Raw genomic sequence first — 13,010 nt, 5'->3', positions numbered from 1 at the left:
CGTGAAGAAGACCTTCGTCAAGGCAGCCGTCTTTCAGAATGGCGTATTGCATGGCAGTTACCCGCCAGAGTGGATAGGGATTCGCCGAATATCATAATTTAATCAATGATTTGCCTCAAAAGACGGCTTGGGTTGATTGGCTATATGGTTAGATGGGTAACGAGGTGGTGATCCAGGGCTCTCGACCGGGCTTTCTTGTGACCTCTCGATTACTGATCTCGGTAGGGGTTGAAAATTCAGAACGGCCACCCGAAGGTGGCCGCTGTTTTTGTACATGCTTGCGCTAGACGTTCTGCGTCAGGCAAGTGATCAGGCGAGGCTTTCCAGCGCCTTCTCGACGATGTCGAGACCTTCTTCCAGCACTTCAGACTCGACCGTCAACGGCACCAGCACGCGGATGGAGTTGGAGTAGAAGCCACAGGACAGCAGGATCAGTCCCAGCTCCTTGGCTTTGGCACACACGGCCGCCGTTGCGGCGGGGTCTGGCTTGCCATCGGCGTCCACCAGCTCGAAGGCCGCCATGGAGCCCTGGTTGCGTGAGTGCGCGACATGCGCGAAGCGTTCTTCCCACTTGGCGAAACGCGCGGCCAGTTGCTCGCCCATCTGGGTGCTGCGCTCCAGGATGTTCTCTTCGCGAATGACGTCGATCACGGCCAGGGCCGCGGCGCAGGACAGCGGGTTGCCGCTGTAGGTGCCGCCCAGCGACCCCGGACCGGAGGAGTCCATCACCTCGGCGGTACCGACGACGGCCGACAGCGGCATGCCGTTGGCCAGACTCTTGGCCATGGTCATGATGTCGGCTTCGACGCCACTGTGTTCCATCGCGAACAGCTTGCCGGTACGTGCGAAGCCGGACTGCACTTCATCGGCGATCAGCAGGATGCCGTGCTCGTCACACAGCTCACGCAGGGCGGTCAGGAAGCTGGGTGAGGCGATGTAGAAGCCGCCTTCGCCCTGTACCGGCTCGATGACGATGGCCGCAGTACGATGCGGTGCGATGTCAGTCTTGAACAGGGTGCGGATGGCGTTCAGGGACTGCTCTTCGCTGATGCCGTGAATCGGGTTCGGGTAGGGCGCACGGAAGATGTCACCCGGCATCGGGCCGAAGTCGTTCTTGTACGGCAGCACCTTGCCGGTCATCGCCAGGGTCATCATGGTGCGGCCGTGGAAGGCGCCGTCGAAGGTGATGACGCCGCTGCGTCCGGTGGCGGCACGCGCGATCTTGATGGCGTTCTCGACCGCTTCCGCGCCGGAGTTGACCAGCAGGGTCTTGCGTTCCGGGCCACGTACCGGCGTCAGCTCGGCCAGCTTCTGGCTCAGTTGCACATACGGCGCGTAGGAGATGACGCCCGCGGCAGTGTGCATGACCTTGTCGAGCTGCGCCTTGACGGCGGCGACGACCTTCGGATGACGATGACCCAGGTTGAGTACACCGATACCGCCCGCGAAGTCGATCCAGCGATTGCCATCCGCGTCCCAGATTTCCGCGTTCAGTGCGGTATCGGCGAACTGTGGTGTGGCGGTGACGGCACCCTTGGCGACGTACTTGTGCTTGAGGACGTCGAGTTGTTCGTTGCTCAGCTGAGAGTGGCTCATGTCAGGCTCCTTTTCTTGTTGCCGGTGGCATAGTGCGGGCCATGCCACCGTTGTCTTGTAAACGTGGTGGGATAACGTCGCGAGACGTCCCCCGAGGCATCGTCGCGAGGCGTCTTCACAACATCAGAGGCCGCCGATGCAGACGTACTTCAGCTCGGTGAACTCTTCCAGACCGTGGTGCGAGCCTTCGCGACCCAGACCGGATTCCTTGATGCCACCGAAGGGGGCGAGTTCGGTGGAGATCAGGCCTTCATTGACGCCGACCATGCCGTATTCCAGCGCTTCCAGCGTGTGCCAGATACGACGGTAATCGTTGGCGTAGAAATACGCGGCCAGCCCGAACGGGGTGTCGTTGGCCATCGCGATGGCTTCCTCGTCCTTGCCAAAGCGGAACACCGGCGCCAGCGGGCCGAAGGTTTCTTCCTCCGCGACGACCATGTCGGTGGTGACATCGGCCAGCACGGTCGGCTCGAAGAAGCTGTGACCGAGAGCGTGCTTCTTGCCGCCGGTGACCAGGCGCGCGCCCTTGCTCACGGCATCATCGACGTGGCTCTGCACCTTGCTGACCGCCGCGTCATTGATCAGCGGGCCGATGGTGTTGCCTTCGACCAGGCCATCACCGACCTGCATGCTCTCTACACGTGCCGCGAGCTTCTCGACGAAGGCGTCGTAGACACCGTCCTGGACGAGGAAGCGGTTGGTGCACACGCAGGTCTGGCCGGCGTTGCGGAACTTGGAGGCGATGGCGCCATCGACGGCCGCATCCAGGTCGGCATCATCGAAGACGATGAAGGGTGCGTTGCCGCCCAGTTCCATCGCGGTCTTCTTGACGGTGGAGGCACACTGCGCCATCAACGTCTTGCCCACCGGGGTGGAGCCAGTGAAGGACACCTTGCGGATGCGCGGATCGGTGGTCAGCACTTCCCCGATGGCGATCGGCTTCATGGCGGTGACGACACTGATCAGGCCCTTCGGCAAGCCGGCTTCCAGCGCCAAGTCCGCCAAGGCCAGTGCGGTCAGCGGCGTGGCTTCGGCCGGCTTGATGACTACCGCGCAGCCTGCGGCGATCGCCGGGGCGCACTTGCGGGTGATCATCGCCAACGGGAAGTTCCACGGCGTGATCGCGGCTACCACTCCGATCGGCTCGCGCAGCACCATCAGGCGCTTGTCGGCGCCGTGGGACGGCAGGGTCTCGCCGGCCATGCGCTTGGCTTCTTCGGCGAAGAATTCGATGAAGGAGGCACCGTAGGTCACCTCGCCACGCGACTCCGCCATCGGCTTGCCCTGTTCCAGCGTCATCAGCTGGGCGAGGTCTTCCCGGTGCGCCAGCACCAGATCGAACCAGCGACGCAGCAGTGCGGAACGCTCCTTCACCGGCACCTTCTTCCAGGCGTTGCCGGCGGCCTCGGCCGCGGCGACGGCGTCACGGGTGTCATCGGCGCTGACCTCGGCGACACGCGCCAGCTGCTCGCCGGTGGCGGGATTGGTCACGTTGAAGGTGGTGCCGGTCTCGCGGTGCTCGGTACCGATCAGCGCCGGGACGAAGACGTCGCTGCTGGTTTCCGAGTTGACGTAGCGCTTCAGGAAGTCGCTGATCGGGAGGGCGGAACGGGACATGTGAAGCTCCTCTGGCGTTCTGGCGTGCAGGTCATTCTGGAGTGAGCAGCATGTCGCTAGAGGCTTCAGCTGCTCTCGAGTCGGCTCGAATATCACTGAGTCGATATGGCTGGGCAGGCGGAACAGACTGCCCAGCGGTGTAGTTATTGCGTGTTTACTGCGCCGTGAAAGCGGGGGCCATGACACGGTCGCTGTATTCACGGCCGAATTGCTTGAGGGCGATGGCGTACATCACCAGGCCCAGTGCCATCCAGGCGCCGAAGATCAGCCATTCGGTGCCGGTCAGCGCGGAAGGGCTACCCGGCAGATACAGGCAGGCCATGCCGAAGGACAGCAGGATGGCCAGCACACCGCAAAGCTTGCCGTGGCGGACACGGAACGGACGCGGCATGTCAGGCTCGCGAATGCGCAGGATCAGGAACGAGATCGCGACGAACAGATAGGCGATGACGATACCCAGGCCACCCGCATCGACTATCCACACCAGTGCCGGACGACCGAAGAAAGGCGCGATGCAGGACAGCAGACCGATCAGCAGTACCGCATTGGTGGGCGTCTTGTGCTTGGGGTGCAGCTTGCCGAGGGCGGCCGGCAGCATGCCGGCATGTGCCAAGGCATAGATTGCGCGAGAGCCACCGATGTAGAAGGCATTCCAGCTGGTGATGATGCCGGCGATACCTGCAAGGATCATCAGCTTGCTGGCCCATGGCGTGTTGAACAGCGCCTGCATGGCATCCGGCACGCTCAGTGAACTTGCCAGCAGGGAGTCATGGTCCAGTGCCATGCTGGTGGCCAGGATGATCAGCGCATACCAGACCACGGCCAGTACCACGGACATCATCAGCACCTTGCCGATGGCGTTGTAGGGCAGATTGATTTCCTCTGCGGCCTGCGGAATGACGTCGAAGCCGACGAACAGGAAAGGCACCAGTACCAGCACCGCGATGATGCCTGCCACCACGCCGCCTTCGGACTGGATGAACAGCGGTGTCATGTTGGCGACATCACCTTCGAACAAGGCGCCGGTCACGAACAGGACGCCGGCGATCAGAATCACGCCTGTGACAACCTTCTGCAGGAGTGCGGCAGTGGTGATCCCCACATAGTTGATCGCCATCATGGCCAGCGAGCCGCCGACACCGACAGCCACCCAGGTCGCCTTCACATCCCAACCGGCGATGGTCCACATGTGGCCAACGGCATAGTTGGGCGCGAGGTTCTCGATGACCGTGGGCAATGCCACCGCCTCGAAGGACACCACGCTCAGATAGCCGAGAATGATGGTCCAGGTGCACAGAAAGGAAGAGAAATGCCCCATGGCCCGGTAGCTGTAGACATGCTCACCTCCCACCTTGGGCATGGCTGCTGCCAGTTCTGCATAGGTCAGACCGATCAGGACGACGGCGATGCCGCCAATGATGAAGGCGATGATGGCACCGACGCTGCCGGCATCCTGAATCATGCCGCCGGTGAGGACGATCCAGCCCCAACCGACCATGGCGCCAAAGGCAAGTGCCAGGACGTCGCCACGCGCAAGGACTCTGACTAGCTGTTCTGCAGGGGGAGTACTGTTATTCATTGGAATACTCAAATCGATCTTGGAATTTGTTATAAAGCGAAGCCGTTTCCTGCTGATGTCCCGTGCGCTCTTCTCAATTTCAAATCCAAAGCTTGCTGGCATGAACGAGAAGTAATGACAGTCCTGTCGCTGGCTGATGCTTGCTGAAAGGTCGCTCCTGTAAAGGGGGAGCCAGGAGCGGTTCAGCAATCATTTCGCTGTGAGCATCAGTCAGTAGGCAACGCCTGAAACACACGCTACCAGTGCCATGCCCGATGGCGAATAGACCAATTTTGCGTTTGACTGGACCAATCGGCAGGGGCTGCGGATAATCAGGGCTGAATGGGCGCTGCGCGCCGCCTGTCAAGCGAGTGACTGGCGGGGTTGGACGACCTCGGGAAGCTGCGTGACAGCACTACGACAACGACAACGACAACGACAACGACAACGACAACGACAACGACAAGGGCAACGGGAGACCGGGATGGAACTGGCCGCGCTTGAGCCGCTGATCGAATCTTATCGCCGCCAGTCCGAGACGCTGGGCAAGCAGGTGCGACTGGAGCAGGCATTGCTCGAGGTGATTCGTGAGCAATGGCCGCTGGGTGCGCGACTGCCGCCGCATCGCAAGCTGTGTGAGGCGCTGGGAGTGGCGCGCAATACGCTGGCCTTGGCGATCAAGTCGCTGATCGAGGAGGGCTATCTGCACACCGGCCAGGGTCAGGGCACCTGGACGCGTCGCCCCCATGCGCGCAGGGCCAGCGCGGGGTCGGGGGAGTTCGGGTCGGCGGAGTCAGGAGCAGGCGCGGCGGGGGCAGCACCGGCACCGCTGCCGTTGTCGGCTCGGGCCCGCAAGGTGTTGGGCGGGCAAGGGGCGAGTCTGATCCAGAGTGGTGCCTTCGTGCCGGGCATTCCGGACATCGCGCGCTTTCCGATGCGCAAGTGGCGTCAGCTGTATGCCAGCGTCACGGTGCCGCACAACGCGCTGCTGCTGTCCTACTCCAGCGGCGGCTATGGTCCGCTCAAGCGTGAGATCCGCGATTTTCTGCGCCGCTGGCGCAACATCGACTGTGATACCCAGCAGATCATCATCACCGAGGGCACCCACCACGGCATCGAGCTGTGCGCGCTGGCGCTGGCGGATGCCGGGCAGCGGGTGGTGATGGAATCACCCTGCTATTGGGGCGCGCGCAATGTCTTTCTGGCCGCGGGCCTCGAGACCCGGCAGATTCCCTGGCGGCCGGTGAGCGATACGACAAGTGAGGCAGGACACGATCTCACCTCGCTTGGCGACGGGCCGGTGCAGATCGCCTACTTCACCGGCTCGCATCACTATCCGCTGAGTGTGCCCACCTCGCGGCGTGACAAGCAGAGACTGTGCGAGGCCTGTCAGCCCGCCTATATCCTCGAGGATGATTACGAGTTCAGCGGTGATGATCACGGTGAGCTGCTGTTTGATCCCGATTCCGGCAGTCGCCTGCTGGTGGGGTCGTTCTCCAAGCTGATGTTTCCCGGGCTGCGGCTGGGCTATCTGGTGGTGCCGCGCGCACTGGCCGGGCCGATGAACCGCCTGCGCAGCGAGGTGTTTCGTGAAGGGCGCATGCTGGATCAGGCGGTGTTGGCGCAGTTCATCGCCGATGGCGACCTCGATGCCTGGTATCAGCGTATCCAGCGCGATTATCTCGGTCGGCAGCAGGTGGTGCACGACCAGCTGAGTCAGGTGAAAGGGATCATCAGTGTCTCGCCGCCATCGCGGGGTATCAGCCTGTGCGTGCAGTTCGCCCCGGAGATCGACGATCAGCGCGTCGCGCAGCTGATGGTCAAGGAGCATCTGATCGTACGGCCACTGAGCATGGTCTGCAGCGGCGAGGATTCGCGGCGCGGACTGGTGCTGGGAGTCGGCATGCTGGCGGGCGAGAGTCTGGTCAGTGAGGTGGCGCGTCTGAGGCGCACCCTGGAGAGCATCCTGAGCATGCGGGATATTCGGCGGCACAACTGAAAACGCCTTCGCCGGACCGGCGAAGGCGTGGTATCGACACCGGTTGCGGGCGTTATTTTGCCTGCTGCATGCGCTCGGTCAGCTTGCGGAATTCCTCGCGCATGGCGCTGTTCTCGAAGCTGGTGGCGACCGGTACCTGCAGGCCGGCCAAGGTGTCGAAGGTCTTGACGCCCTGGCGGATCAGGTCGGCGACGTGGGCGCTGAGCTTGACGGTGCGATAGGTATTGGTCGCCACCGCAAGCTCGCGCTGGCTCTTGGTCAGAGAGGTTGTGACCCGGTCGCGCTGCTCGGTGACCAGCGAGCGATACAGGTTGATCGTCTTGAGCGTCAGCGCATTGGCGCGGATGTTGTTCTCGAGACTCTCGCGGGATCCGCCTTGCTTGATCAGCGTGTGGGCTTCTCGCGTGGTGGCCTCGGCTTCGTCGGCGAAGCCTTGCAGTTGCGGCAATACCTCATCATTCACGCGCGTGATGAAGTCCTGCTGCATGGTCACGATCATGCGGTGAAGCATGACGACCATGCCGTAATAACGACGCGCGTAGTCGAGGTTCTCGCCGCTGTCGCGGGTCAGCTCCGCGAGCTGCTGAGCCACCGACTTGATGCTGGCGAACACGACACTCATGGTCAGTACATCATCGCCGACTACCGAGGACAGCCACACCTGGACCTGGTCCGGCGTCAGGGTGATGCCAATCTCCTCGAGTCGCGCGGCCAGCTTGCCTTCCAGCGTGGTCAGCTCGCCCAGATAGGCGGCGATGTTCTTCTCATGCGCGGCGATCAGCAGATCATAATCGCCGCGCGTGCTGGCGGTGAATTCGCGCAGGGTATCGGTGGGCGTGAGGCGCGTCAGCGTCGAGACATCGGTGTCCGGCGCGAGGATGCGCTTTTCCTTCAACTCGGAAATCTCGCTGCGCGATTCGCGAATCTTCTCCTCGACCTGGCGATAGGTGCTGCGCAGTGTCGAGAGTTGTGGCACGTCGAGGGCCTGCATGGCTTCCTCGATCATCTCGTCCATATCGCTGCGCGCAGACGCTTGATCGCGGCTGATCCATGCCTCTTCCGGCAAGGTATCCATTTCATCGAAATAGCTGACCGCCTTCTTCAGGGTGGCGAAGGCTTCCGGCTGGTCGTAATCCATGTCCTGTGCAGCAAGTGCCGGCGAGGCGGCCAACGTCGTCATCGTCAGGCCAAGCCCGACCAGCCAGGCGCGCAGGGAAGGGATGGGGAAATCATCAGGCGCTTTGGGCATGCAAGGGTCTCGATTGATCAAACTGCTCGGCAGCGCAGGGTAGCAAAATCGCTGACAGGCGTCTTGCGACGCCCGAAGCGCTTGATCATCACTCCTGGTCAGCATCCAGCGCAGGCACGACCTCTTCCTCGAGCCCGATACAGCACTCGTTGCACAGAAATTCGATCACCGCCTGCAGGTGCCCGTACTGCGGCACGCAGATGATGCTGCGCCCCTGTTTCTTCTGGGTGATCAGGCCGACGGCGGCCATGCGACTGAGGTGATGCGAGAGCGTGGAGCCCGGAATTTCCAACGCATGCTGGATGTTGCCCACCGTGGCACCGTCGAAGCCGGCCCTCACCAGAAAGCGGAAGATCGCCAGGCGGTGAGGGTTGCCCAACTCGGCAAGGCTGGCGGCAGCGGCATCATGTTCCATGGCAGTCATCCTGTTAAGCGTGTCGTCTGAGGAGGTGAAAGCATATGTTTCGATATTTCTAGAATTATAGTTGACACAAGCGTGAGCTGCAATCTAGGCTTTGCATCGTTTCCATGTTTCTAGAAATATAGAGGTTGGGAGCGAAAGTTCTGGAAATATACATCCTGGTATGTAGGGCCTGGCAATTTAGAGGTATGCAATGTCTGACTCACTGTACGACGCCCTGGGCATGTTTGCCTTCCTGGCGGTAGAACTCTCGGTATTGTTCCTGTTGATCAGCCTGCTGGTCGGGGTGTTGCAGCGACATATCCCGCCATCCCGGGTCGAGGCGCTGCTGAGCGCCAGTCGCCGCAGCAGTTACTTCATGGCCGCTGGCCTTGGTGCCATCACGCCATTCTGCAGCTGCTCGACCATTCCGATGCTCAAGGGCTTGATCCGTGCCCGCGCCGGCTTCGGGCCGATGATGGTCTTCCTGTTCTCATCACCGCTGCTCAACCCGATCATCATCGGCCTGTTGCTGGCCACCTTCGGCGCCAGACTCACCGCCGTCTATGTGACGGCCGCGCTGGGCGTGGCACTGGGGGCGGGCTGGTTGCTGCAGGCGCTGGGGTTCGAGCGCTTCATCCGCCAGGACAAGGTGCAGGACGTCTCGAGCTGTGGCATCAAGGAGCAAGCCACCGGCGGTCGTGGTTCAGACGTCGCCAGTACCAGCAGCTGTGGGGCGGCGGTGGTCTCGGAGGCAACGCGCAAGCCCGAGGGGCGTTATCACGGCCTGGTGCGTGAGGCCTGGAATGACTTCGTGAAGGTGATTCCGTATCTGTTGATCGGCATCGCCATCGGCAGTGTCATCTATGGCTTCATGCCGACGGAGCTGCTGGTGCAGTACGCCGGCCCGAGCAACCCGTTGGCCATTCCGGTCGCGGCGGTGATCGGCGTGCCACTCTATATTCGCGCGGAAGCGGTGATTCCGCTGGCCTCGGCATTGATGGCCAAGGGCGTGGGGGCGGGGACGGTGCTGTCGTTGATCATTGGCAGTGCGGGCGCCAGCCTGACCGAGCTGGTGCTGCTGCGCTCATTGTTCGGTATCAAGCTGATCCTGGCCTTCGTGACGGTGATCTTCGCGATGGCGATGATCGCCGGTTACGCCACCTATCTGTTGTTCTGACCGCTGCTGTGCTGACGCCTGGCGTTCCAGCGGCTGGCGTTCGAGAGAAGATCATTCGGGTTGATAGGCTTGCGGCCGGCCGGTGAGTGGGTCGATGCGATCCAGCGACGGCCCTTGATAGCGGTCGGTGATCAGGGCCACCACGGCGTCACCGTATTGCTCGAACCAGAAATCGCCCATGGCCTTCAGATGCTTGATGTTGGTGGGGCTGATGTCATCCATCGCGTCATCAGGCGCCTTGAGCATCCCGGGCTGTGGGCGCATCTCGGCATTGACGCGGATGTAGCTGCCCGGCGGCGAGAGGGTGATGGCCTGATAGCCGACCACCTTCTCATCGGAGAGCACGTCGATCAGGCTGCCTTCCAGTACCCACTGCACTGCGCCCCAGTGCTGTGAATCCGGGCCATTGACCTTGCGCGTGCGGGTTCCGGTGCCGATCGACAGCACGCGTCGCGGCTCATGCGGCCACAGGCGACAGGCTTCGGCGATGGCACACATGGTGGGGTTGTTGGCGATGACGCCGCCATCGATCAGCCAGGTCTGCTCGTTGTCCGGCCCCAGCTTCATGTCGCGGGTCGGGAAGTAGGTGGGCGCCGCGCTGGAGGCGTCCGCGACCTGCCAGGCCAGCAGCTTGTGATGCTCGCGCTTGCTCGACTTCAAGACATGCGGGCGGCGTCTCTCGATCCCGTAGGTGACGACAAGCACCTGTTTGCCAGCGGGGACATCCCTGAGCTTGGCCTGGCCGAGATGCTTCTTGAGCATTGCGCTCTTGCCCTTGGCCTCGTACTTGGGCGCATTGATGCCATCGAGTTCGAACCAGCCGCGGTTGTCGGCGAAGATCTGCCTGGCGCTGGTCACGCTGTAGAGCCCGTTGATGTCCTCGAGGCTCATGTTGGTGGTGGCCAGCGCCAGCGCGATCAGGCTGCCGGTACTGGTGCCCGCATAGAAATTGACCTGCTCACGCAGACTGGTCTGGTGGTCATTTCTGAGTGTCGCATCGACACGCATCAGGAATTGCGCGGTTGCCGCCCCGCGTATGCCGCCGCCATCCAGTGAAAGAATCAGCTTGGACATGCTTGCCTCCTGCAGAGCGGGTAATGCTCAGTCCTGTCCACAGGCAATGCCTGTGGCCGCTATCCGCAAAGAACGCCTGTGGCTGCTTTCAGAATAGAGAGGCCACTGGCTTTCAGCCGACTGAAATGACTGATGCGGACAAACAGCAGGGCCTGATACTGGCAGTGAGAGCAGAGGTGACAGGCCAGCGAGGCACTGAAGACAAGACAAGGGGGGAGGCGGAAAGAGAAGAGAAAAGAAGAGAGAAAAGAGGAGAGAGGAACAGAAGAGGAGAGAAGAGAGGCGTGGCGAGGAAAGCCGCGATTACCTCCCATGCAGCGGGCTGATCGCTCACTGCATGGGAGGCAAGCCGTTGGCGGCCTGAGTCAGTGTTAGAGGGTGTAGTCGACGCCGACCCACAGGCGGCGGCCATCTTCCACGTAGCCGAAGTCGTCGTAGCGCACACGCTTGTCGAACAGGTTGTAGAGGCCGGCGCTAAGTGTCAACTGAGTGGTGGCATCGAAGCTGACGCCGGTATCGACGATCGTGTAGGACGGCGCGATGACGGTACGACTGGTGACACCGGTAGCTGGCTGGGTCTCTTCGCCACGCCAGTCGACTCGTGTCCAGTGATTGAGGCGATGGTTGAGCTGCCAGTCCAGCTGAGCCGTGGCCTGGTGGCGGGGAATCTGGGTCAGCGGTTGGCCCTTGTTCTCGCCACTGGTCTGCTCGGAATCGGTATAGGTGTAGCTGAGTGCCAGCGCGAGGTCGTGACTCAGCTCCTGATTGAGACTCAGCTCGACGCCCTGGGTGACGGCACTGTCGACGTTGTTGTACCAGCGCGCATCATCCGCGCCGCCGGCGCAGGCGCCATCCGGGCACAGTTCGGTGACGATCTTGTCATCGAAGTCGCTGCGGAACAGGGTCACGCCCGCCTGGGTGCCTCTGGCATTGTCATACAGCAGGCCGATCTCGCGGCTGAGAGAGGTCTCGGCTTCCAGATCCGGATTGCCATAGATATCGCCGCCGCGACTGTCCTGTACCCAGTTGTCGGCGACCTGACGCAGACTCGGCGCCTTGTACCCGGTCGCCACGCCTGTCTTGAGCGTCCAGCTGTCGGCCAGTTGGTAGACGCTATAAAGACGCGGTGACAGGTGGCTGCCGTAGTTCTCGTCTTCATCCAGACGCACGCCGCCGGTCAGCGCCCAGTCGTCGGTCAGCAGCCATTCGTCCTCGGCGAACAGTGACCAGCGGCTGTTGCGGATCTCGTTGATCTCGCTCAGGGCGTTGGTGTCGTTGTCCTCGAGGTGCTCCTCCTCGAAGCTCACGCCCAGGGTGGTCAGGTGATCGCCCAGCGGAATCAGCACGTTGCTGCTCGCCTTGGTATTGCTCAGCGTGATGTCACGGCTATCGTTGCGTGACGTCTCGTACTGAACGTAGGAATTGGTGCTGGCGCTGGCCCAGTCACCCTGATGGCTGAGGCTGAAGCGGCGAGTATCCCAATCACGATCACTGTCCTGGCCCTGACTGCGGCCTTCCTCGGTCTGGCGATTCTGATCGTGATAGGCGAATTCGGCCTCGATGCGCTGGTTGTCGTCCGGCGTGAGGCTGAGCTTGGTGTCGAGGTCCTGACGCTTGCGCTGTGGGTAGCCGCGCGTGATGTCATCTTCCTGGCGCGTGGTCTGTCCGGCGCTGACGCTCAGGCCCAGCAACCCATCGATGAGCGGGCCCGAGGTGCGAATGCGGCTCTGGCGTTCATGTCCCGACACGCTGTGCTGTGGAATGAAGGTGTCATAGTGCAGATTGGTGACCCATTCCTCCTGTGTCTTGCGGGTGATGATATTGATGACCCCGCCGATGGCATCGGAGCCATAACGCGTCGACATCGGGCCACGTACCACCTCGATACGCTCGATCGCTTCAAGTGACGGCAGCCAATCCTGCTCGAAGCCACCACTGCCGCTCGGTCGCGTATCACGGCTGTCGATCGGGCGGCCATCCACCAGAATCAGCGTATATTCACCGGGCATGCCACGAATGCTGATGTCCTTGGAGTAGCCGCCGCTGGATACCGTCACGCCGGGCAAGCCGCGCAGCGCATCGGTGAGGTCGCTGTAATGACGGCCTTCAAGGCTCTCACGCGTTATCACGCTCATCGAGGCCGGGGCATCCTTGGCCATCTGATCATGCCCGGATGCGGTGACGACGATGTCTTCCAGCTGGTCGGAGGCATGGCTCGGGAGTGCTACCAGAGAGGGAAGCGTCGCCAGCGCCAACAAGACTGCTGAGCGTGAAGCCGAGAAATGGCGAGGTGCAGATGGGTTATGAGCGGGTAGGAGCGCTGGCATCGATTGGAGT

The 13,010-nt window shown here is 62.0% G+C and carries 9 protein-coding genes; 2 read left to right on the top strand and 7 right to left on the bottom strand.

From position 1 onward, the window contains the following. Positions 1–309: 309 nt before the first annotated feature. From gabT to FLM52_09725, 3 genes are all read right to left on the bottom strand, one after another. Positions 310–1,581 carry a 4-aminobutyrate--2-oxoglutarate transaminase gene (gene gabT, locus FLM52_09735; GenBank protein NVN56069.1) on the bottom strand — a complete coding sequence of 424 codons (1,272 nt, stop codon included), beginning with the start codon at positions 1,579–1,581 and terminating at the stop codon, positions 310–312. Between the two features lie 138 nt (positions 1,582–1,719). Then, the gene (locus FLM52_09730) at positions 1,720–3,213 is read right to left on the bottom strand and encodes an NAD-dependent succinate-semialdehyde dehydrogenase (protein ID NVN56068.1); all 1,494 of its coding nucleotides are present in this window, start codon (positions 3,211–3,213) and stop codon (positions 1,720–1,722) included. Between the two features lie 154 nt (positions 3,214–3,367). Further along, on the bottom strand, positions 3,368–4,792 hold the full coding sequence (locus tag FLM52_09725; GenBank protein ID NVN56067.1) for an amino acid permease: 1,425 nt from the start codon (positions 4,790–4,792) through the stop codon (positions 3,368–3,370). A gap of 463 nt (positions 4,793–5,255) precedes the next feature. Between FLM52_09725 and FLM52_09720 the strand changes: the two genes are divergently transcribed. Further along, positions 5,256–6,770, top strand: coding sequence for a PLP-dependent aminotransferase family protein (locus FLM52_09720; GenBank protein ID NVN56066.1), 1,515 nt, complete (start codon positions 5,256–5,258; stop codon positions 6,768–6,770). A 52-nt stretch (positions 6,771–6,822) separates the two neighbouring features. On the opposite strand, the gene FLM52_09715 is transcribed toward FLM52_09720, so the two are convergent. Beyond that, positions 6,823–8,019 carry a hypothetical protein gene (locus FLM52_09715; protein ID NVN56065.1) on the bottom strand — a complete coding sequence of 399 codons (1,197 nt, stop codon included), beginning with the start codon at positions 8,017–8,019 and terminating at the stop codon, positions 6,823–6,825. A gap of 88 nt (positions 8,020–8,107) precedes the next feature. Beyond that, positions 8,108–8,434: a helix-turn-helix transcriptional regulator gene (locus FLM52_09710; GenBank protein ID NVN56064.1), complete on the bottom strand. Its 327-nt coding sequence runs from the start codon at positions 8,432–8,434 to the stop codon at positions 8,108–8,110. A 199-nt stretch (positions 8,435–8,633) separates the two neighbouring features. On the opposite strand from FLM52_09710, the gene FLM52_09705 reads away from it, so the two are divergent. Then, positions 8,634–9,599: a permease gene (locus FLM52_09705; GenBank protein ID NVN56063.1), complete on the top strand. Its 966-nt coding sequence runs from the start codon at positions 8,634–8,636 to the stop codon at positions 9,597–9,599. A 51-nt stretch (positions 9,600–9,650) separates the two neighbouring features. Here FLM52_09705 and FLM52_09700 read toward each other — a convergent pair whose 3' ends face one another. Both FLM52_09700 and FLM52_09695 read right to left on the bottom strand, forming a co-directional pair. Next, positions 9,651–10,673, bottom strand: coding sequence for a patatin (locus FLM52_09700; GenBank protein ID NVN56062.1), 1,023 nt, complete (start codon positions 10,671–10,673; stop codon positions 9,651–9,653). A gap of 371 nt (positions 10,674–11,044) precedes the next feature. Then, positions 11,045–13,000 carry a TonB-dependent receptor gene (locus tag FLM52_09695; protein ID NVN56061.1) on the bottom strand — a complete coding sequence of 652 codons (1,956 nt, stop codon included), beginning with the start codon at positions 12,998–13,000 and terminating at the stop codon, positions 11,045–11,047. Positions 13,001–13,010 lie beyond the last annotated feature (10 nt).

It is taken from the genome of bacterium Scap17 (assembly GCA_013376735.1).
GTDB lineage: Bacteria > Pseudomonadota > Gammaproteobacteria > Pseudomonadales > Halomonadaceae > Cobetia.
Note: the sequence above shows the minus strand (reverse complement) of the source record. Positions and strands in the feature narration are given on the sequence as shown.

Excerpts from the sequence above, each read along its gene's own strand:
- FLM52_09730 (NVN56068.1), bottom strand. The coding sequence starts at position 3,213 with ATGTCCCGTTCCGCCCTCCCGATCAGCGACTTCCTGAAGCGCTACGTC.
- FLM52_09725 (NVN56067.1), bottom strand. The coding sequence starts at position 4,792 with ATGAATAACAGTACTCCCCCTGCAGAACAGCTAGTCAGAGTCCTTGCG.
- FLM52_09720 (NVN56066.1), top strand. The coding sequence starts at position 5,256 with ATGGAACTGGCCGCGCTTGAGCCGCTGATCGAATCTTATCGCCGCCAG.
- FLM52_09715 (NVN56065.1), bottom strand. The coding sequence starts at position 8,019 with ATGCCCAAAGCGCCTGATGATTTCCCCATCCCTTCCCTGCGCGCCTGG.
- FLM52_09710 (NVN56064.1), bottom strand. The coding sequence starts at position 8,434 with ATGGAACATGATGCCGCTGCCGCCAGCCTTGCCGAGTTGGGCAACCCT.
- FLM52_09705 (NVN56063.1), top strand. The coding sequence starts at position 8,634 with ATGTCTGACTCACTGTACGACGCCCTGGGCATGTTTGCCTTCCTGGCG.
- FLM52_09700 (NVN56062.1), bottom strand. The coding sequence starts at position 10,673 with ATGTCCAAGCTGATTCTTTCACTGGATGGCGGCGGCATACGCGGGGCG.
- FLM52_09695 (NVN56061.1), bottom strand. The coding sequence starts at position 13,000 with ATGCCAGCGCTCCTACCCGCTCATAACCCATCTGCACCTCGCCATTTC.